This window comes from Verrucomicrobiota bacterium JB022 (genome assembly GCA_030673845.1).
Taxonomy (GTDB): Bacteria; Verrucomicrobiota; Verrucomicrobiia; order Opitutales; family Oceanipulchritudinaceae; genus WOUP01.
This window is the reverse complement of sequence record JAUTCQ010000003.1, coordinates 230,254-249,627: the sequence shown is the minus strand read 5'-3', so window position 1 is coordinate 249,627 and position 19,374 is coordinate 230,254. Positions and strand designations below refer to the sequence as shown.

At 64.5% G+C, this 19,374-nt stretch carries 17 protein-coding genes; 8 read left to right on the top strand and 9 right to left on the bottom strand.

Features of this window, described 5'->3' with window-relative positions:
- The first annotated feature begins 75 nt into the window (after positions 1–75).
- Positions 76–711, top strand: a complete 636-nt coding sequence (locus tag Q7P63_02775; GenBank protein MDP0499001.1) for a hypothetical protein — start codon at positions 76–78, stop codon at positions 709–711.
- Between the two features lie 105 nt (positions 712–816).
- A complete protein-coding gene (locus Q7P63_02770) occupies positions 817–1,683 on the top strand; it encodes an SMP-30/gluconolactonase/LRE family protein (protein MDP0499000.1) in 867 nt (288 codons plus the stop codon).
- A 9-nt stretch (positions 1,684–1,692) separates the two neighbouring features.
- On the opposite strand, the gene Q7P63_02765 is transcribed toward Q7P63_02770, so the two are convergent.
- Complete coding sequence (locus Q7P63_02765) at positions 1,693–2,082, bottom strand: response regulator (protein ID MDP0498999.1); 390 nt, start codon at positions 2,080–2,082, stop codon at positions 1,693–1,695.
- A 206-nt stretch (positions 2,083–2,288) separates the two neighbouring features.
- A complete protein-coding gene (locus Q7P63_02760) occupies positions 2,289–3,149 on the bottom strand; it encodes a hypothetical protein (protein MDP0498998.1) in 861 nt (286 codons plus the stop codon).
- A 56-nt stretch (positions 3,150–3,205) separates the two neighbouring features.
- Between Q7P63_02760 and Q7P63_02755 the strand changes: the two genes are divergently transcribed.
- Positions 3,206–5,578: a hypothetical protein gene (locus Q7P63_02755; protein MDP0498997.1), complete on the top strand. Its 2,373-nt coding sequence runs from the start codon at positions 3,206–3,208 to the stop codon at positions 5,576–5,578.
- On the opposite strand, the gene Q7P63_02750 is transcribed toward Q7P63_02755, so the two are convergent.
- Positions 5,562–6,089: a DUF420 domain-containing protein gene (locus tag Q7P63_02750; protein MDP0498996.1), complete on the bottom strand. Its 528-nt coding sequence runs from the start codon at positions 6,087–6,089 to the stop codon at positions 5,562–5,564. The genes Q7P63_02755 and Q7P63_02750 overlap by 17 nt on opposite strands.
- A 63-nt stretch (positions 6,090–6,152) precedes the next feature.
- The gene (locus tag Q7P63_02745) at positions 6,153–6,950 is read right to left on the bottom strand and encodes an SDR family oxidoreductase (protein MDP0498995.1); all 798 of its coding nucleotides are present in this window, start codon (positions 6,948–6,950) and stop codon (positions 6,153–6,155) included.
- A gap of 120 nt (positions 6,951–7,070) precedes the next feature.
- On the opposite strand from Q7P63_02745, the gene Q7P63_02740 reads away from it, so the two are divergent.
- A complete protein-coding gene (locus Q7P63_02740; GenBank protein MDP0498994.1) occupies positions 7,071–10,016 on the top strand; it encodes a DUF3372 domain-containing protein in 2,946 nt (981 codons plus the stop codon).
- 368 nt (positions 10,017–10,384) lie between these two features.
- Here the strand turns inward: Q7P63_02740 and Q7P63_02735 are convergent, their stop codons facing one another.
- The 3 genes from Q7P63_02735 to Q7P63_02725 all read right to left on the bottom strand — a co-directional run bounded on the left by Q7P63_02735 (position 10,385) and on the right by Q7P63_02725 (position 12,571).
- Positions 10,385–10,813 (bottom strand): hypothetical protein, encoded by a 429-nt coding sequence (locus tag Q7P63_02735; protein ID MDP0498993.1) that lies wholly within the window; start codon positions 10,811–10,813, stop codon positions 10,385–10,387.
- 81 nt (positions 10,814–10,894) lie between these two features.
- Positions 10,895–12,103, bottom strand: a complete 1,209-nt coding sequence (gene rimK / locus Q7P63_02730; GenBank protein ID MDP0498992.1) for a 30S ribosomal protein S6--L-glutamate ligase — start codon at positions 12,101–12,103, stop codon at positions 10,895–10,897.
- A gap of 12 nt (positions 12,104–12,115) precedes the next feature.
- Complete coding sequence (locus Q7P63_02725; GenBank protein MDP0498991.1) at positions 12,116–12,571, bottom strand: RimK/LysX family protein; 456 nt, start codon at positions 12,569–12,571, stop codon at positions 12,116–12,118.
- 170 nt (positions 12,572–12,741) lie between these two features.
- Here Q7P63_02725 and Q7P63_02720 point away from each other — a divergent pair, with 170 nt between their 5' ends.
- Entirely contained in the window at positions 12,742–13,956 is a 1,215-nt protein-coding gene (locus Q7P63_02720; GenBank protein MDP0498990.1) for a cation:proton antiporter, read from the top strand.
- A gap of 4 nt (positions 13,957–13,960) precedes the next feature.
- On the opposite strand, the gene Q7P63_02715 is transcribed toward Q7P63_02720, so the two are convergent.
- The gene (locus tag Q7P63_02715; protein MDP0498989.1) at positions 13,961–15,235 is read right to left on the bottom strand and encodes a response regulator; all 1,275 of its coding nucleotides are present in this window, start codon (positions 15,233–15,235) and stop codon (positions 13,961–13,963) included.
- A 396-nt stretch (positions 15,236–15,631) separates the two neighbouring features.
- On the opposite strand from Q7P63_02715, the gene Q7P63_02710 reads away from it, so the two are divergent.
- Positions 15,632–16,633, top strand: coding sequence for a calcium/sodium antiporter (locus Q7P63_02710; protein MDP0498988.1), 1,002 nt, complete (start codon positions 15,632–15,634; stop codon positions 16,631–16,633).
- On the opposite strand, the gene Q7P63_02705 is transcribed toward Q7P63_02710, so the two are convergent.
- Positions 16,587–17,792 carry a glycosyltransferase family 4 protein gene (locus Q7P63_02705; protein MDP0498987.1) on the bottom strand — a complete coding sequence of 402 codons (1,206 nt, stop codon included), beginning with the start codon at positions 17,790–17,792 and terminating at the stop codon, positions 16,587–16,589. The two genes, Q7P63_02710 and Q7P63_02705, sit on opposite strands and share 47 nt — an antisense overlap.
- 81 nt (positions 17,793–17,873) lie before the next feature.
- Here Q7P63_02705 and Q7P63_02700 point away from each other — a divergent pair, with 81 nt between their 5' ends.
- Positions 17,874–18,692, top strand: coding sequence for an ion transporter (locus Q7P63_02700; GenBank protein MDP0498986.1), 819 nt, complete (start codon positions 17,874–17,876; stop codon positions 18,690–18,692).
- A gap of 21 nt (positions 18,693–18,713) precedes the next feature.
- Positions 18,714–19,097 carry a hypothetical protein gene (locus Q7P63_02695; GenBank protein ID MDP0498985.1) on the top strand — a complete coding sequence of 128 codons (384 nt, stop codon included), beginning with the start codon at positions 18,714–18,716 and terminating at the stop codon, positions 19,095–19,097.
- Positions 19,098–19,374: the final 277 nt, after the last annotated feature.

Here is a 19,374-nt window from a genome sequence, read left to right as displayed (position 1 = left end):
TTACGAAGAGCCGCCAACTGCGGCGTTTGCGTCACACCTTGACCACGTGTGACGTGATCGAAACGGAGATCCCTGATGAAACGAGTGCTAACCATCCTTCTGGCCGCCTTGGGCCTGAACGCGGCCATCCTGTACGCCGTGCTCTGGCAAGGGCAAGTCCACCTCTACGAGGAAAACGAGCTGATCGAGAACCTGCAGGCTGTCTGCTACATCGGCGCGACTTTCTTTACCCTTTGGGCCCTTTTACAACTGAAGGGCTTCGAGCGTTGGCTGGCCGGTGTCTTTACCTTTGCCAATGTCGCCTTTTTCCTGCGGGAAGTCGATGTGGCGGAGATGGACATCGCCCCAATGGTCAACTTCTTCTTTGGCGGCATGTCCAAGGACATCCTGATGACGCTGGTGTTCCTCGCGCTGGTGGCGCGATTCGCCGTAGCCTTCCGCCACCACCTGCGCGAGTTCTGGCAAATCGTCCGCAGCCGAATCTCGCTGCTGGTGATAGGCGGCTGCCTGTTGCTGGCACTGGGCTCATTCTGCGAAGAAGTCGAAATGCCCTTTATGGAAGAGCTGGCCGAGCTGAATGGCGCCCTGCTCATCATGACGGCGGCCTTCTTCTATGCCTTGTCGCCGCGCGAGCTGACCGCCAAGGTGGCGACTCACCCAGGCTGGAGCGAGAGCAGGCCGGTGCGCGTCAAGCCTGTGACGCTCTCGTAAGAGCGCACCCGAATTTGATCCCGGAGGGGCGGAAGGCGTTGGTCTTCCGCTCCTTTTTTGTGGGCTATACTTGCGCTGCGGTGCCACCCGCCTTTCTGTCCGGGCATGAAAGCGGAAAACGTCCTGCACGCACAAGCCTGCCTCGGCGAAGGCCCCATCTGGTGGCATGAGCATCTCCTGTGGATCGACGTGGAGCGTGGAGAGCTGCACCGCTTCAACCCTCAAACCGGGATCGACACGCAACTGCCCTGCGGCGAAAAGATCGGCACCGTCGTGCCCCGGGCGGGTGACAGCCGAGTGATCGTGGCCAAAACGACCGGGCTCGTCGCCTTTGATCTTCAGACCGGCCAACAGGAGGCCCTGCCCTCCCCTGCGCGCCATCTGTTGGGCGACCGCTTCAACGACGGCAAGTGCGATCCGCGCGGGCGGCTGTTTGTCGGCACCACCTCGGAAGAGCCCGGCGACGAAGGCCAGGCCCGCCTCTTTCGCTTCGACGGCGACGGCAGCTTCCGCGAAGTCCTCGGCGGGTTGACGATCTCCAACGGCGTGTGCTGGGATGCCGAGCGCGGCCTCTTTTTCTTCATCGACACGCCAACTGGCCGCATCGACCTCTTTGACTACGATGTGCAGACGGGCGATATCGCCAACCGGCGGCCGCTGCTGCAAGTGCCCGAAGACTGGGGCCACCCCGACGGCATGACGCGCGATGCGGAGGGCAACCTATGGGTCGCCTTTTACGCGGGCGGGGCCGTGCGCTGCATCGACAGCCATCGCGGCACTTTGCTCGCCGAGGTTCGCCTGCCGGTGCCGCATGTCACGGCGTGTGCCTTCGGCGGCGAGGGGCTGCGCACGCTTTATATCACCACGGGGTCCCGCGACGTAAAAGACCGCGCTGCACTGCCTGAGGCCGGCGACCTTTTTGCCTGCGAACCCGGCGTGGCGGGAGAGCCGGCAGTGCCGTTTGCGGGCTAAGCCCGTATCCTAATCCTGCGGCAACAGCTGGTAGGTCGTCAGGACGCGGCGGATCGTATCGGCGTGGATGGGTTTGTCATAATACCCGTCCATACCCGCCTCAGCATAGGCCGAGGCATCGCCCATGCGGGCGAAGGCAGAGAGGCCTACGATGGGCACATTGGCATTACCGGGCCCAGCCTCGCCCGCACGAATGCGGCGGGTAGCCTCAACGCCGTCCATCTCCGGCATCTGGATGTCCATAAAAATCAAGTCGGCCTGTTGGCCCTGCAGGGCTTCGAGCAGCTCGACCCCGTTGTCGCACATCTGGCAGCTGACGCCGAACCGCTTGAGGATTGCGCCAAGCACGCGCTGATTGATGTTGTTGTCCTCAGCGTAAAACAGACGGGCTTTTGACATGGGCTTCTCCGGGCGGCCACTTGGGAAAGGCTCACTCGAGTGTTTTTGTCGAACAGTTCTCGGTGAGGTGGCGATGAGGGTCAGAGTCATGACGCGTTACGAGTGGCAGGTCCAAAGCGGTCGTTTCTTTTTCGGTCTCTTTGCCTCATTTTGAAGTGCGCTACCGCCTAAAAATTGAAACCTGTTAACCTTACTCCGAGTATGGTTTACTTTTTTGGCCGTTCAAAGGGCGGATGTTGACGCAAGGCGTCTCCGCTACGCGGCAGGGCCGGGTCGAGGGCGGCAATGCGTGGCAGGCAACTGAGCACGATCTCGGTGCAGACGGCGTTGAAGCGCGTGTAAACCTCGCGAATCGTATCCCAGCGCCACGCTCCGAGTCCTTCGGCCGGGTTGCTGATCAGGTTGAGGCAGGCGAGGTGCATCCCGAGCTGGCGGGCGTAGGTGATTTCGGTCGCCACGTTGAGCGTCACCAGGTCGGCCCCCTGCGTGCGCAGCGAGCGGATCTCCGATGCGGTCTCGAACCGGCCTCCACGGGCCTGCCAGACGCTGCCGACCGGGTGGATGCTGATGTCGTCGAACTCCCGGCGAGGGCGGACGACCTGACGGCACTGCTCGATCAGGATCTGCCGCAGCGTGGCGTCCATCGGTGGGGTGAAGCGGGGAAAAGCAAAATCGGGACCGCCCAGATAGTCGACCGGGATGCCGGTGGGGCGGTCGATATTGAGGTCGCCAAAGTCGTCGGGCACCACGAGGTCGAAGAGGCGGAAGGCCGGGTTGATCCCGCCTGCCGTGGCGCCGGTAATGACTTCGCGCACCCCCAGCTGGTGGAGAGCCATCCAGGTGCTCAGCCAGCGGTTCTCGCCGTGGAAGTGCACATATAGATAGCGGACCCCAGCATACTCGCCCAGATAAAGCGGCGGAGATTCACCCGCCTCCGTCTCGACATGGAAGCGGCCCTGCAACGCGCCCATTTCCCAAATCGCGTCGTTGAGGTGCGTTCCGCCGATGATCGCAATCGACACCGGGTCCGGGACTGCCAATTCTGGCAAATCTGGGTGCTTCTGCATGCCTGCATCTTGTATTCAAGCCCTTGTTTGTAAAGGAAATGTTTAATTCCACCGTTATGCGGCGCTTCCCGTCGGCCTTGCGCGCCCGGCGGCGCGGTTTTGCGCTGGCGGGGGCTCTGCTGGTGCTGGCCGCCGTGGCACTGCTCGTCGTGGCGGTGTTGCGGTGGCAGTCTCTGCAACGCAGTGACGATACGCTGCAATGGCAACAGGAGCTGGCTCGCCGGCAAGCGCTAACGGGCTTGGCGCAGGCACGGATGCAGGCCGAAGCCCTCATGGCGGCAGACGCACGTTTTACCCATCTTGCCGTTTCCGCTGAGGGGCGTGAGACGCTCATGGTGTGGGGCGAAGAGGATCAGCCGCTGGCCCTCCTGGGGGTCGACGCGCCAGATACGGCGCTCGCTACACTGGCGCATGGCTTGGCCGCTCCCCTGGTCGAGCTGCGGACCCCGGACGGCCAGTTGGCAGGCCGCTACGCCTACGCGGTGGCAGACGAGGGGATGCGGGCGCATCGCACTTATGCCCCGGGAGCAGCAGCGGTGGAGCAAAGGGGCACGACGGCCTGGAGTCGTGGCGTGCAGTCAGCCCCCGATGGCAGCGGCTTGCGAGTCAACTGGAGCCTGCAGAGCGCTGCGGAAGCCCAGGCCGCCGCGTTTATGACCGACGCGCCGCTGTATTGGGACGCCGAGCAACGGGAGCTGAAGGCAAGCCACGGCGTGGCCGCCCCTCGACCACGGTTGACCGAGGCGGCCGTCGAGGCCGGAGTATACGTTTTTGGCGCGCCCAACGTGAGGAACCGCTACTCGCTCAACCTCCGCTACCACGTGCAGGCCGAGCTGTGGAACCCCTACCCCTGGCCGCTCGCCTTCCCTGCCTCCACCTTTATGGGCTACGAGCAGGCGGCACGACTCGTCTGGAAAGACCTGCCCGCCGTGCGGGTGACAAGCTACCGCCGCAACGGCTCGGGCTGGAGCGTGCGCGATCAGACGCCATGGCTGCCGCTCGACGAACTGCTGCGCGAGGGTGAGCCTCGGGAGCGCAACCTCGTGAGCTGGCTGGATGTGGCGGGCTGGCGACTGGAGCCGGGCGAAGTGTATCGCAGCCTGGAGCCCGATCTGGCCCGCCAGCCCGAAGGCCTCGCACGCCGCCTGAGCAACGAATTTTACGTCGACGTGCAGTTCGACCGGCTGGAAGTCGAGTTCAGCGACGCGCTTTATAGCCTGCACCTGATCCCCTTCGCCCACGGCTTTGCCGAGAACGGCTATGAGGTCGACAACGCTTACGCGAGCCAGGGGGGCATCCCCTTGGCCGCCCAGCGTTGGGTCTTCGAACCGCCGCTGGCCGTCGCCCAAGGCGGCAACCCGGCGGTGTATGTGGTCAACAGCGACACTTACCGCCCGGCCAACCGCTACTGGGGCGCGCATTGGCAGTGGAGCGAGCGGCCATTGGTCACGGGCGTGGCTAGCCTCGATCAGGGGGGCGGCGAAGGGCGGCCGATCGATCCCACCCGTCCGTTGAGCGCCTCGAACTGGGCGGGCGGCTATTTCCAAAGCCCCAACTGGCGCACGCACGAGCCCACCGCCACCCGCGCCACCTGGCTAGACTGGCCCCGCGCACCCGTCCACTCGTGGTCGGCCCTGCGCAACGCCCCCGGGCTGGAAGGGCTTGGCTGGCCGGGCGGGCCCAATGCGTGGCTCGACTCCGCCTTTTTTGCCGGCGACCAAGCCAGCCTCGTGCCTTGGCCCGAAGGCACCGTCTTACCCGAGCCGACCGACCCGGCGGCAGCGGCGCAAGTGCTGCGCGAAGGCACCTTTAACCTCAACAGCCCCCATTACGCCGCGTGGCGGGCCTGGCTGGAGCTGGCATTTGAGCGTCTGCCGCAAAGCACCCTGCCGCTCTACGCACCTGCTGCCGGCGAGGCGGTGGACGAGGCGGGCCTGGCTCGCGCCGCCAGTCAAGCCCGTGGTCGCGAACTTTCCCCCGCACAGCTCGATCAACTGGCCGCCCGGCTGGCGGAGGGCAACCGACAGCGCTCCGAACCTTGGCGCAGCGTGGCCGAACTGGCAGACAGCGCATGGCTGCAGCAGGCACTTGAAGCCGTCGGCCCGGCCTTGACCACGCGCGACGGCACCTTCCCGACCGTGGAGCCGCTCTATCCAGACGCGGAACGGCTCGACGGCCTGCCCGCCTTGGCCTTACCGGGCGTCATCGATCAGGCCGACCTGCTGCTGGCCCTCGGCCCATGGCTGGCGGTGAGGTCCGACACGTTTCGCATCGTTTTCTACGGCGAGGCGGTGCACCCGCGCTCGGGCGAAGTCACCGCGCGGGCCTGGGGCGAAGCGATCCTGCAGCGCACACCCGAGTTGCGTGCCGATGGCGAGGGGCGCACGTGGGTGCAGCGCGGCCTTCGCTGGCTTACGCCGCCGGATTGAGCCAGCGCAGGAACACGTAGACCACGACGCCCGTGATCGAGACGTAGAGCCAGCACGGGTAAGTCCAGCGGGCAATGCGGCGGTGCGCGTCGAAGCGGCGCAGGGCGGCAAAGCTGAGCGTGGTCGTGACCAGCGGCAGGGTGAGCGTCGCCATAATGATATGCGTGATCAGGATCACGAAATAGAGAGGCCGCAGCAGCCCCGTGCCCAGGTAGCGGGTATCGCCGTGCAGCGTGTGGTGCAGCAGGTAGCCGACGAGAAACGCCCCGCTGACGGCGGTGGCGCCTGCCATCAGGTAGCCGTGGCCCCGCTTGTCGTGCGCGTAGATCCGCTGGATGCCCGCCGCGACCAGCAGCGTCGAGAGCGCATTGCAGGCGGCGTTGAAGCTCGGCAGCCAGGGGAGCGTAAAGGTGGCCTCCTTCAGCTCGAAGGCGTAGATCAGCCAAAACAGGAAGGCGACGATCAGCACACTCAGGACGATGTTACCCACGACAACCGCGCGATTACCCATGGCCCCGAATATGCCGCCCCCCGCCTTTCTGCCAAGCCGGAAGCGCAGTTTGTAGCGCGCCCCCTACAGGATATGCTTCACCACACCGCCATCGGCGCGGATCGAGGTGCCGTTGATCACAGAGGCTTTGGGGCTGGCGACGAAGGCGACCACGTTGGCCACCTCCTGCACGTCGGCCGCGCGCTGGATGAGCGAGGCCGAGCGGTGGGCCTTCACGAACTTGCGGCCCGCTTCCTCCACGTCTTTCGCTTCGCCCTTTTTCACCATCTCCTCCAGCCACGCGCCCACGGCTTCGGACTTGGTGGGCCCGGGCAGCACGCTGTTGACCGTCACGCCCGTGCCCTTGGTCTGCTCGGCAATTCCGCGCGAAAGGGCGAGCTGCGCCGTCTTCGTCATGCCGTAGTGGACCATCTCCTCCGGGATGTTGAGGGCCGACTCGCTGGAAATAAAGATGATGCGGCCCCAGTTGCGCGCCTTCATACCCGGCAGGTAATGGCGCGAAAGGCGCACGCCGCTCATTACATTGACGTCGAAAAACGTCTGCCAATCGGAGTCGGGGATCTCGCTGAAGTCCTTGATCTCGAAGACGCCGACGTTGTTGATCAAAATGTCCACATCCGGGTGTGAATTGGTCAGCTCTTCGACCCCTTGCGCGGTGGAGAGGTCGGCCGCGAGCCCCGTTACTGGCGCGTTTGGATAGGCGCGGCGGATCTCCGCCACCGCCTCGCCCACCCGGTCGTCGTGGCGGCCGTTCACGATCACGGCGGCTCCTTCGGCGGCCAAGGTCCTGGCGATGGCAAAGCCGATTCCAGCAGTCGAGCCCGTCACAAGGGCTGTCTTCCCAGAGAATTGCAAATCCATGCCCCTAACATAGTCAACTCTGTCTGGTTGCAAGCACGAGCCTTGTTCTGCAGGACAAAAGTGGGCGTAAAAGGCTCATAGCTCCTAGACATTACGCTAATCCCCCCATACTACTCGGTTGTGCCCGACTCCGCCTCCACAGAGCCGCAACCCATCACCGGAGCTGCCGCCCGCTGGCTACAGCGCGACGCCATCAGTTGGCCGCTGAAGTCTGCCGATGGCCTCCACTTCAAGCTCTACGCCCACCCCACTGGGGAAATTCTGAGGCATGAGAGCGCGGTCCTGACGGCGGATGGCGGACGCGACTTCCCGCTGGAGGTGATCACCGACCAGACCCGCCTCGGCCAGCTCCACCGCGATTACCCATGGACGGGCCAGCAAGTGTTGCTCGATACCTGCCAGGCCAGTGACCTCGAAGCCTTGGCCGCCGGGCACCTGGTGATCGTGGCGCTCGACGGCAATGGCAAAGTGGTCGACGCGACGGGCATCCAGAACGCCGGCCTGCTCGACTCTTTATACACCTACGACGGGCCGCTGGGCGTGATCTGGAAGAGCGGCGTGCCGACCCTCCGCGTCTGGGCGCCAACTGCCCACGAGGTCAAGGTGCGGGTCTCTGCCCGGGCCGAAGACCACGGCAGCTTTCAACTCGTGCCGCTCGAACGCCTGAGCGGAGAGGGCGAGCGCGGTGTATGGGAGATCCGAGGCCGCCGCGACTGGAAGGGCTGCTTTTACCGTTTTCAAGCCACTGTCTACGACCCGATGGCGGGCCGCGTCTGCACCCACGAGGTGATCGACCCCTACGCGCCGAGCCTCGCAACTGACAGCCGTTTCGGCCAGATCGTGCACCTCGACGATGCGGAGCTGCAGCCCAAGGGCTGGAATCGCCTCGCCAAGCCCGGCCTGCCGATGGTCGACTGGGTGATCTACGAGCTGCACGTGCGCGACTTTTCGATCAACGACGAGAGCGTGCCCGCCCACCTGCGGGGTTCCTTTGCGGCGTTTACCTGCACCGAGAGCACGGGCATGCAGCACCTCAAGGCCCACGCCGAGGCCGGGCTCACCCATGTGCACCTCTTGCCGATCTACGACTTTGGCTCGACGCCAGAGGCCGGGCCGCACTTGCGCGAGTTCTGGCCTAAGCCGGATGGCCATGGCCCGGCATCCGAAGAGCCGCAGGCCATCGTCGAGCGCCACCGCGACGAAGATGGCTTCAACTGGGGCTACGACCCGGTGCACTACTTTGTGCCCGAAGGCAGTTACGCGACCGACCCCCACGGCGCGCCGCGCGTCCGGGAGCTGCGGGAAGCCGTTCAGGCGCTCCACGGCATCGGCCTGCGCGTGGTGCAAGACGTCGTCTTCAACCACACCTTCCAGAACGGCCACGGCGACAAGTCCGTCTTCGACAAGCTGGTGCCCGGCTACTACTACCGTCGCACCCGCCAAGGCCACGCCTACGATCACGTTTGCTGCCCCGAGCTGGCGACCGAGCACCGCATGGTCGAAAAGCTGATGGTCGACGCGATCGTGCACTGGGCTCGCGTCTACAAGATCGACGGCTTCCGCTTCGACATCATGGGCGACCACACGGTCGCGAACCTCAAGGCCGTGCGCAAGGCGCTCGACGAGCTGTCGCTGGAGGAGCACGGCGTCGACGGCCCGCGCATCCACCTCTACGGCGAAGGCTGGGCCTTTGGCTCGCTGCTCGATTTCCGGCGCGGCGAGGCGGCCTTTCAGGATAATCTGGGCGGCACCGGCATCGGCAGCTTTAACGACCGCATCCGCGACGGGTTGGGCCACAAGAAGCAGCGCGGCTTTATCGACGGTGAATTCCGCCGCATCAACTGGGTGCGCAACGGCCTCGCGGGCAACCTCGTCAACGTCTCGCTGCCGGGCGTCGACGCGGGCGGCACCTACACCCAGCAGCCGCAGGAAAACGTCAACTACCTCACCGCGCACGATAACTACACGCTCTTTGACGAGCTGATGCTGCGCCATGGCCGCCACGACAGCCGCCCGGAGGAGCTCGCGCGCATCATCCGCCGCGCACGGTTGGGGCTGGCCTGCCTCGCGGTGGGGCAAGGCGTGCCGTTTTTCCACGCCGGGGTCGAGTTGCTGCGCTCCAAAAGCGGCGACCGCAACAGCTACAACAGCGGCGACTGGTTCAACCGCGTCTTCTGGGACGCCTCGCACAACAACTGGGCCGTGGGCCTGCCGCCGGGCAATGACCACGACAACCGCGCCAACTGGCCGCACTGGCAGGCGACCATGCCCAATGAGGCCCTGCGCCCCAGCCCGGAGCAGATCGCAGCCCAGCGCGACTACTTCCGCCAGTTGCTGGCCCTGCGCAAAAGCAGCCCGCTCTTCCGCCTGCGCACCGCAGAGGATGTGCAGCGTTGCCTCACGTTTCTCAACCCCGGCAGCGCCGAGAATCCCGGCCTGATCGCCCTCAGCCTGGCCGACCTCGGCGAAGAGCGGCTCGACCCAGACCGCGCCTGGATTCTCCTGCTGCTCAACGGCGACGACCGCGAGATCACCTTCCGCCACGCCGCCCTGAACGAAGTCGAGCAGGGGCTGCACCCAATTTCCCACGCCGCGCTGGAGGGCACCGATTTGCCCGCCGATCAGGTGATGGGAGAAGGCCAGGTCCGCGTGCCGCCGCTGAGCCTGGTGGTGTTGACGGCCCGGCAAGTGCCCAAGTCCCTCGGCGCGCCGGGCGAAGACCTGCCGATCTACGCGGTGGATATTTTTGTGCGCGGCTCGATGAACGACTGGGGCAACGCCGGCCTCGGCGACCGCGAACGGCTCCGCTACGAAGGCCGCCGCGTCTATGGCCTATCGCTCGACCTGCCGGCAGGCGATCACGAGTTCAAGCTGGCCGATGCAGACTGGACCGACGCCAACTTCGGCGGCGCAGGCGCGCTGGAGCTGGGCACACCCTTCCGCCTTTCCGGCACCGGCAACGCCAGCAACCTTACCCTGCGTCTCTCCGAGCCCGGCCGCTACCGCTTCACCCTCGATTTCCGCTCCGGCCTGCACGCTCCAAAGCTGACGGTGACGAAGGAGTAGGAAGGGGGCAGGGAGAAGAAAAGGAGACGCCAAAGGGACGCGAGAAGCCATCTTTTAGCGCGGCCACTGGCACCCCGTGCGGGGTGCATCTGTTTTAGGTACCTTACCGGAAGTCGTCGCTAGCGCTCCGACATCCGGCTATGTCGCTGGCATCCTGCGGATGCTTGAACTTCCTCTTTCAGTTTTAACACGGGGGTAACAATGGCGTTACGCCCTTGGGCTGCCTTGCATCCGAAGGATGCAAGCGATTAGCCGTGATGTCGCAGGCGACTTCCGGTTACCGTCCCCCCGCGAAATGCACCCTTTGGGTGCCACTAAGACCAAAGGACCCCAAAGCCAGCGCGGCCACTTGTCCTTGAAGCGCCCCCCTACCCTTTCCTTCGCTGGAGCAGGGCCTTGAGGGCGCCCGTCGACCAGAGGGCCCAGAGGACGAGCACGGGCTGGAAGAAGAGGCGGATGAAGCGCTTGCGGTCGGTATCGAGCGTGAGAGCGTCGATCTGGTGGACGTACTGGTTGACGTTGCCGGGGAAGATCAGGATGAAGAAAACGCCGAGGGCCAGCCCGATCCAGACCTTCCAGTGCGTGCCGAAGATCATGCCCAGCCCAAGGGCCAGTTCGACCACGCCCGAGAGCAGCACGACGAGGTCTTTGCCCAAAGGCACCCAGTCGGGCACCTGGGCCTGAAAGCCTTCGCGAGCGAAGGTGGCGTGGCTGATGGCAGCGAAGACCATGGTCGCCCCGAGCAAAATGCGGAGGGCGTCCTGGACGCGATTGGTTGCGATGTGGCGAGGGAGCATAAGCGGCCTTTCTGGAAACGAGTAGACGTCTTCCGACAGCTATTGCTGAGCCACCCGGCTGTCAATCCCTACTAAAAGCGGTTAGGACTCTTTCTTGGCCGAGGGTTCGCCGTTGCTCCGCTTGCTGCGTTTGCGCTCGAGCGTGGGCAAGTATTCGCGCAGGGCGAGCTTGGGCCCGTAGCAGAGCAGCACGTCGCCCGGGTGCAGCAGGTCGCTGCCTCGGGGCACGGGGTAGTGCTGGCCACCGCGATTGATGCTCATCACCACGATGTCGCGCTCGCGCAGGCCCGATTCGGCCAGCGTCTTGCCGACTAGGTGCCAGTTTTCGGTGACGGTAAACTCCGCCACGAGGTAGCCCCGGGCAAAGGAGAGGCGCTGGCGCACGTCGAGGTCGTCAAAACGGGCGTGCTCGGCGGTGTAATCGATAATTTCGCCCGCGATGTCGATGCCGGTGCATTTCTCGATGCCTTCGAGGCCGGGCGACGAATTCACCTCCATGATGACGGGGCCTTCGTTGCCCTCCAGCATGTCGACGCCCGCCACACGCAGGCCCATGATCTGAGCGGCGCGGACGGCCGTCCGCTCGTATTCCTCGGTCAGCTGCACGCGCTCGGTGATGCCGCCGCGGTGCACATTGCTGCGGAATTCGCCGCCCACGGCGCGCCGACGCATGGCGGCCACCACGCGGTCGCCCACCACAAAGGCGCGGATGTCGCGGCCCTTGCTCTCGCTGACGAACTTCTGGATCAGCACGTTCAGCTCCTTGGCCTGGAGCGTCTCGATGATCGCCTCGGCTACCTTTTCGGTCTCGGCCAGGATCACGCCGATGCCTTGCGTGCCTTCCAGCAGCTTCACGATCACGGGGGCCCCGCCGAGGCGTTGGATCGCGGGTAGCACGTCGCTCTTCTGGCGCACGAAGGCGCTGTGGGCGATGCCGATGTCGTGGCGGCTGAGGACTTGCAGCGAGCGCAGCTTGTCGCGCGCGGTGGAGATGGCGACGGCGGAGTTGGCGCTGAAGACGCCCATTTGCTCGAACTGGCGGACGACGGCGGCGCCGTAGAAGCTGATCGAGGCGCCGATGCGGGGGATGATCGCATCGTAATCGTCGATGGGCTCCCCTTTATAAGTCAGGGCAGGCTTGGTCTGCTCGACGTAAATTCCGAATTTGAGCGTATCCATGACCCGGCAGCGATGCCCGCGCGCCAGAGCGGCTTCGCGCAGGCGACGGGTGCTGTAGGCCTTGGGGTTACGCGACAAGATGGCCAGGTTGAGAGAAGAAACGGCCGACATAAAAAAGGTTTTCTAGGCTTTGCGAATTGTGGCGGAGCGACGCGTTGGTCTGCCTCCATGAACGTAGACCTGAGAGGGATCAACCAGAAAGTCGTGGGCCAGGAAATGGCGGCCCAAGAGCACGCGGTGGATCATGCGGCGGCGGTTGACCAAAGTAAAGTCGGCCGCCTTGAGGCATTCACCGATCTTGACCTGGGTGCGCACGCGGTAGCGGAGCTGGCTGCGGCCGTTGCTGGAGCGCACGACCGTCTTGCCCACCACCTCCGCCGTCACCGGGCGGGTGCGGGCTTCGGAGCCGCGGGCAAGAATCACCTCGAAGGAGATGCGGCCGTCTTCCAGCTCCTGAATGTTGCTCACGTCGATGGCGCAGCTCCGCGCCCCGGTGTCGGACTTGGCGGTAATGCCGCCAATGCCCCACTCCGGCAGGCTGATGATCTCCTTCCAGCCGATAATCAACCGTTCACGCATCGCGGCACAAGATGGGCCATTTCCACCGCTTGGCAAGGGCGGCGAGCGTCAACCAACGAGAAATCCCTTTGGGCTGCCCACTGGGCTCCGCCTCTGGAGCTGGCTGGCACCCGGGCTGCTGAAATACCCAGCGTGCCCTACCCCACTCTCACCCTCTTTTCCGTAAGCCCTTGAACAACGTCAACATCTGGATGCTCCTGATCGGGCTGGCCTGCTTCGGCGCGGCCTGGGTCCCCTACGTTGTGCAAGGCAAGCCGATCTCGCTTTCGATCATTTCGCTCGGGTTGGGTTTCGTGGCGTTTAACCTGCCGCTGGGGCTCATCCCGCTCGACCCGCTGGAAAATAACTATGCGGTGGAGCGCCTGAGCGAGTTTCTCGTGATCATCGCGCTGATGGGCGTGGGCCTGAAGCTCGACCGACCGCTGGGTTGGCGACGCTGGATGACAACGTGGCGGCTGCTCGCCATCACGATGTTGCTCTGCATCGCGGCCTTTGCCGGGCTCAGCTGGTGGGTGCTCGGCCTGGCCCCGGCAGCAGCGCTGTTGATCGGGGCCGTGCTGGCACCGACCGACCCGGTGTTGGCGGCAGATGTGCAGGCTGGGCCCCCGCAGGAGGGCGAAGAGACCGAGGTGCGCTTTGGGCTGACTTCCGAATCGGGCCTCAACGATGGGTTGGCTTTTCCGTTTACCCATTTGGCGCTGGCCGTCGCGGCGGCCGGCTCGCTGGGCGCGACGGACTGGGGGCACTGGCTGGCGTGGGACGTCGCCTACAAGCTGACGATGGGCACCCTGTGCGGCATCGCCTTCGGCATGGGGCTGGCGTGGCTGATCTTCCGCACGCACCTGCCGGGAAGCAAGACGCGCACGGGCGAGGGCATCGCAGCGCTGGCCGTGACCCTCATCACCTATGCGGCGACGGAGCTGCTGCATGGCTACGGCTTTCTGGCGGTGTTCGTCGCGGCCCTGATGATCCGGCGGCGCGAGCGTGAGCACAAGTATCACCAGGCGCTGCACGACTTTGCGGAAAACCTGGAGCGCATCCTCATGGCGGTGCTGCTCTTCCTCTTCGGCGGCTCCATCGCGGGCGGCTTGCTGGACTCGCTGACCTGGCCCGCGGTCGCACTTGCCTTTGTCTTTGTGCTGGTGGTACGGCCCTTGGCGGGCTGGATCGGCCTCTGGGGCTCGGGTATACCCTGCGGGCAGCGCGTGATCATCTCGTTTTTCGGCATCCGCGGCGTGGGCTCGACTTTTTACCTCTCCTACGCACTGGAGAAGCACGCCTTTGCGGAGGCCGGCTTCCTCTGGTCGTTCGTGGGGCTGGTGATCTTCCTCTCCGTGCTCATCCACGGCGTGCTGGCCGGGCCGATGACAAAGCGCTTCGAGTAACGAATCAGTCGTCGCTGTTGAAGAGGATGCTTTCGCTCGCGCGGAGGTATTGCTCGCGGGCCTTGATCAGGGCTTCGGCTTTCTTGATGTCGCGTTCGCGCTCCTTGAGGCGGTGTTCGCGTTCGGCAAGTTCGCGGGCGCGAGTCTCGATGTCTTCCTTGATCCGCATGATCTCGGCCTGATCTTCGGCGGAGATGCCACCGCCTCCGCCGCCATTTTGCTCGCGGTATTCGATCTGATCGCGGCGATGCTCCAGCTCGGTCTCCAGCTCCTGGAGTTGCTGGCCCTTGTCGAAGAGGGCATTTTCGCTCTGTTCGAGGAAGGCTTCGCGCTCGGCCAGCAGTTCTTCGCGCTCGCGAAGGGCGGCTTCGCGGGCCAAAAGGGATTCGTCCGTCACCGGGCCGCTGTCCATTTCCTCGTCGTCGCCAAAGCCGAGCAGGTCGGCTGCCGCCCAGTCGTTACTCTCGGCGGCGGCGCCACCGGCCTGGTGCAGCTCCTGGATCTCCCGTTCGCGCTCGGCCAACATGTCGCGCAGGTCGGCCAGTTGGGATTGCAGCTCTTCGACGAGATGCGGGTCGACCGCCGGAGCGGCCTCTTCGTCGTCTCCGCCGGTTCCGGCCCAGGCAGGGGTCGACTGCGCGCGAGACGTCAGGTCTTTTTCCAGTGCGGCCAGCTCGGCTTCGCGCTGCTCGATCTGCTTGCGCTGGGCTTCATAACGTTGCAGCTCAGCCGCAGCTTCCACCTCGCGCTCTTCCAGCTCGGCCTCGCGGTCGAGCAGGTCGGCTTCGCGGGCGGCAAGGGAGGTTTCGCTTTCTTCCAGCTTCTGGCGCAGCTGACGGAGCTTTTCGGTCTCGATCACGCCGGCGGCCTTCATCACTGGAGGCTGGGCCTGCCCGAGCACGGGGGCCAAGCGGCGGCGACGCTCGTCGAAGGCCCGACGCAGGCTTTCCTTGAACTCGTTGACGAGGAAGGGCTTGATGAAAAAGTCGAAGGCGCCGAGCTTGAGCGCCGCGAGGATGTCGTCCTTGCGGTCGAGCGCCGTCATCATGATGACGACGGCATTCGGGTCCATCTTCTTGAGGCGGCGCAAGAGCACGATGCCATCCATCTGCTCCATACGCACGTCGGAGAGCACCACATCGATGTCGCCCCCTTCGTAAATCTTGAGCGCTTCGGCGCCGCTGTGGGCGTAAGCGTCCTCCAGGTCCATGGTCGCAAAAAGGGTGCGCAACATGTCGTGCACCCCAGTCGCATCATCGACTACCAGGACCTTGGGCATGAATCAGAGGCAAGAAGAAATCGTGTCGGCCACCCCGGGAGTCGGAGCGTACGCGGACGGCCCCGGTGGGGACACAATCGCAGCGCAACCCCATCCAAAGCGTTCCGACCAAGGTTGGCAATCGTTGTTTGGGCTCGGGGCCATTTGGCGTAAGGCAGTCACGAAAAAGAGAACCATTCCTCACAACTAGTTGCAGGACAAGTAGCCATCGCAGATTTGTGGTGACTACAAGCCCATAGGGGCCAGCATGTAAGAGCGGCCGCTATCGAGAATTCTTTAGCAAAACAGGCCATAGACCCTAGAAAATGCCCCACTCCGCCGCCACGCGCAAAATCTGCCGAGTTTTCGACCGACAAAGCTGGCGGAACTGGCGTTTTCCGGCCAACTTCCCTCGCCATGCTCCTTGGGATAATTGCGATGATCGTCGGCCTCGTGTTGCTCGTGTGGAGCGCCGACCGTTTTGTAGGTGGCGCGTCCGATACGGCCAAGCACCTCGGCCTGCCGCCCCTGCTGATCGGCATGCTCGTGATCGGCTTCGGCACCTCCGCTCCGGAGATCATCGTATCGGTGCTGGCCTCGATCCAGGGCGCGCCAGCCATTGCCCTGGGCAATGCCTACGGCTCCAACATCGCCAACATCGCCTTCATCCTGGCCACCACGGCGCTGATCAGCCCGATTGCCGTCCACTCGCAGGTGATCCGCCGCGAGCTGCCGATCCTGGTGGGCGTCACCGCGCTTTCGCTCTACCAGATTGCCGACGGCACGGTCAGCCGCCTCGATGCGATCGGCCTGCTGGTGGTGTTCGCCGGCCTCATGGGCTGGTCGATCTGGCAATCGCAACAGACTCCCAACGACCCGATGGCTGCGCCGCCGGAGGGCGACGAGGCGACGGAGAAGCCCAAATACACCCTCAAGGTAGCCATTGTGTGGACCTTGATCGGCCTGCTGTTGCTGATCGCCTCCTCCCGCGTGCTGGTGTGGGGCGCCGTGCGCGTCGCCGAGCTGCTGGGCGTTTCGGAGCTGCTGATCGGCCTGACGATTGTCGCCATCGGCACCTCGCTGCCCGAGCTGGCCTCGTCGATCACCGCCGCAATGAAGAAGCAGCACGACCTGGCGCTGGGCAATATAGTGGGCTCCAACCTCTTCAATACGCTGATGGTGCTGGGCATCGCGGGCGTCGTTTCGCCCTTGCCGGTCGACCCGATGCTGTTCTGGCGCGACGGCTTGCTGATGCTGGGGCTGACGCTGGCCCTGTTTATCTTTGCCGGCCTCTGGGGCGTGGGGCGCGTGGACCGCAAGGAGGGCTTTTTGCTGCTCGCCGCCTACCTCGCCTACATGGGCTACCTGGTCTTTACCAACTTGCCGACCGGGTCAGCCGAAGCGCTTCCTGTGCAATAGCCTCGGCCTGACGGGCAACGGTGTAGGGCGCGATGGTCTCGGCCGCGCGCGCCTGATAGGCCCGCACCAGCCCCGGCTCCTGCGCCCAGCGGTCGAGGATTGCCCGCAAGGCTTCCGTCTTGTGGTAAGGAAAGACTTCGCCCGTGCGCCCAGCCACGAGGTCCGGGCCTGAGCCCACTCGGTCACTGACAATGATCGCGCAGCCAAACTGCAGCGCTTCGTTGACCACCAGCCCCCAGGTCTCCTGATAGGCGCTGGGCAGTACAAGGGCGTCGGCAGCCTCGTAGGCCTCGGCCAGGCGGCTTTGGTTGAGAAAGCCGGTGAAGCGCACGACCGCATCGGGGGCCTCGGCGGCCATCTGCTCGGCCACCGCCTTTTGCTCGCCCTCCCCCACGATCAGCAACGACCACGTTTGCCGCATGGCGGAGCCGAGGAAGGCTTCCAACAGGCGCAGCGGCTGCTTTTTCGGGATCAGCTTGCCGGAAAACATCAATACCGGGCGCTCGGGCGGCAGGCCCCATTGAGCGCGCAGGCGGTCGCGCTGACCGTCCAAGGCAGCCCGGCTCTGGCGAAAGAGGGTGTCGTCGACCACATAGGGTGCCCAGCCGATGCGTTTGGCGGGTAGCCCAATACTCTCATAAAAGGCGCGGTTACAAGCGCCAAGCGCCAGCACGCGGTCGGTCGGCAAGGTCAGCGCCCGGTAGCAGAAATCGCGCACGTGTCGCTTCAGGCCCATTTCCGGCTGACCAAGGTTGTAAGTCTCTGTCCGCAGGAGCACGCTCGCCCCGGCGTTGCGCGCAAGCCGCATCCCCACCCCATGCGTCAGGTAGTGCATCCCGTGAAAGAAGGCCACATCGTAGCCGCCGCGCTGCAATTCGCGCCAGATGCCCGGGTTGACGTAACGCAGCGGGCCGTTGCCGCTCGACTGGCCGTAGTTCGGGAACACGCGGGAGCGGTAGCCGCCCAGTAAGTCCACATCGTAGCGGATGCTGCGGCCAAATTCGGCGTCGCGGGTCTCCTTCAGCCCGTGGTCGGAGGCGAACCACACTTCCAGATCGAGATCTCCCCGGGCTTCCAGCGCCCGCCAGACCGGCACCTGATACTGGATCGGGTGACTCGTGACAACCCGGAGGCGGACGGGTGCAGCAGGCAGCGACATCTGCCTCAGGTGTAGCGATCCATGCGCGACGGTCAATCCCGCGCGCTTGAAAGCTGCCGCAGTCGCCGCCAAACTGCCGTCATGGATCGCTCGCCTCAGTCTCTGCGTGAACGCACGCGCATCATTATCTTCGAATCGGACACCCCGGCGGGCAAGGCCTTCGACGTGCTGCTGATCTTCTCGATCCTCGCCAGCGTGGCGGCCGTCATGGCCGTGAGCGTTGAGCCTTGGCGTGCCCAATATGGGCCGGTGCTGCGCGCCGCCGAGTGGGCCTTTACGGTGCTTTTTACCGTCGAATACCTGCTGCGCCTCTGGTCGGCCCCCTCGGCCCGTCGCTACCAGCGCAGCTTTTTCGGCGTGGTCGACCTGCTCTCGATCCTGCCCACCTACCTCAGCCTGCTACTGCCAGGGGCCGAATACATCCTGATGCTGCGGCTGTTGCGGACTTTGCGCATCTTCCGCGTGCTCAAGCTGCTCGCCTACATCCAGGGCTCCAACGTCATCCTCACCGCGCTGCGGGCCAGCCGCTACAAGATCACCGTCTTCATCCTTACCGTCGCCGTGCTCGTGACGCTGATGGGCTCGCTCATGTATATCGTGGAGGGCGGCCAGAACGGCTTTACCAGTATCCCCACGAGCATCTACTGGGCAATCGTCACCCTCACGACAGTCGGCTACGGCGACATCTCGCCCCAGACGCCCCTCGGCCAATTTCTCGCCAGCGCCATCATGCTGACAGGCTACGCGATCATCGCCGTGCCCACCGGCATCGTGACGGCCGAGCTGGCCCGTGCGCCCCGCGAAGAACTCACCCGCCCCGGCCGTCGCTGCCCCCGCTGCGGCTCCCCCGACCAACGCCCCTCCGCCCGCTACTGCGACCAGTGCGGCGAGGATTTGTGAGACTCGTAATATGCAGCCGAAATGAAAACGACGCTTCTACTCTTATTCGTGACTTTACCCGGCCTCCTCTTTTCAGCCCCAGTACAAATCCAGCCCCCGCCGGTAATTCCAGCCTGTCAGGAACTCGCCACTGCCCTCGAAACGGGTGATCTGCCCTTCTTCGCCGTCGGGAGCTACTTCTTCGGCTACCGTCTGCCGGGCTTGGACGAAGGGCAAATGGCAGAGATGGAGACAAAAAAGCGCCCAATTGTCGCTCGATATTCGAACGATCCGGAGCCAATCGGTGCCGACGCCTCTTATTGGGAAGCGGTTGAAAAGGAAGTGAGCACCTACAACAAACTCGTCTACCTCATCTACCAGCGCGAGGAACGGAGCAAAGCGGTTGATTCGGTAGAGACGCCATAGAAAAAAACATTCCCCTTCAGTGGCACGCCCTCCGGGGTGCGTTCCGTTCGTGTGGCATACCGGTGGTGTCGGCCGCAAGGCCGTCCTCAACCACCGGCTTAGTGATAGCATCCCTTCAGGATGCAAGGCAGCGTCACAGGCTCTAGAAAAGGCTACGCTTCCGATCCCTTCCAGAGAGTTGCCGATCGGTCCAGCATCCCGGAGGGATGCCATCACTTAGCCCGGGGTCGAGGTTCGCCATCTGGCGGACCGATACCCCGGGAAGATCCCGCGATAC

Coding starts and splice junctions, on each gene's coding strand:
- Q7P63_02775 (MDP0499001.1), top strand. CDS start 76: ATGAAACGAGTGCTAACCATCCTTCTGGCCGCCTTGGGCCTGAACGCG.
- Q7P63_02770 (MDP0499000.1), top strand. CDS start 817: ATGAAAGCGGAAAACGTCCTGCACGCACAAGCCTGCCTCGGCGAAGGC.
- Q7P63_02765 (MDP0498999.1), bottom strand. CDS start 2,082: ATGTCAAAAGCCCGTCTGTTTTACGCTGAGGACAACAACATCAATCAG.
- Q7P63_02760 (MDP0498998.1), bottom strand. CDS start 3,149: ATGCAGAAGCACCCAGATTTGCCAGAATTGGCAGTCCCGGACCCGGTG.
- Q7P63_02755 (MDP0498997.1), top strand. CDS start 3,206: ATGCGGCGCTTCCCGTCGGCCTTGCGCGCCCGGCGGCGCGGTTTTGCG.
- Q7P63_02750 (MDP0498996.1), bottom strand. CDS start 6,089: ATGGGTAATCGCGCGGTTGTCGTGGGTAACATCGTCCTGAGTGTGCTG.
- Q7P63_02745 (MDP0498995.1), bottom strand. CDS start 6,950: ATGGATTTGCAATTCTCTGGGAAGACAGCCCTTGTGACGGGCTCGACT.
- Q7P63_02735 (MDP0498993.1), bottom strand. CDS start 10,813: ATGCTCCCTCGCCACATCGCAACCAATCGCGTCCAGGACGCCCTCCGC.
- rimK (MDP0498992.1), bottom strand. CDS start 12,103: ATGTCGGCCGTTTCTTCTCTCAACCTGGCCATCTTGTCGCGTAACCCC.
- Q7P63_02725 (MDP0498991.1), bottom strand. CDS start 12,571: ATGCGTGAACGGTTGATTATCGGCTGGAAGGAGATCATCAGCCTGCCG.
- Q7P63_02715 (MDP0498989.1), bottom strand. CDS start 15,235: ATGCCCAAGGTCCTGGTAGTCGATGATGCGACTGGGGTGCACGACATG.
- Q7P63_02710 (MDP0498988.1), top strand. CDS start 15,632: ATGCTCCTTGGGATAATTGCGATGATCGTCGGCCTCGTGTTGCTCGTG.
- Q7P63_02705 (MDP0498987.1), bottom strand. CDS start 17,792: ATGTCGCTGCCTGCTGCACCCGTCCGCCTCCGGGTTGTCACGAGTCAC.
- Q7P63_02700 (MDP0498986.1), top strand. CDS start 17,874: ATGGATCGCTCGCCTCAGTCTCTGCGTGAACGCACGCGCATCATTATC.
- Q7P63_02695 (MDP0498985.1), top strand. CDS start 18,714: ATGAAAACGACGCTTCTACTCTTATTCGTGACTTTACCCGGCCTCCTC.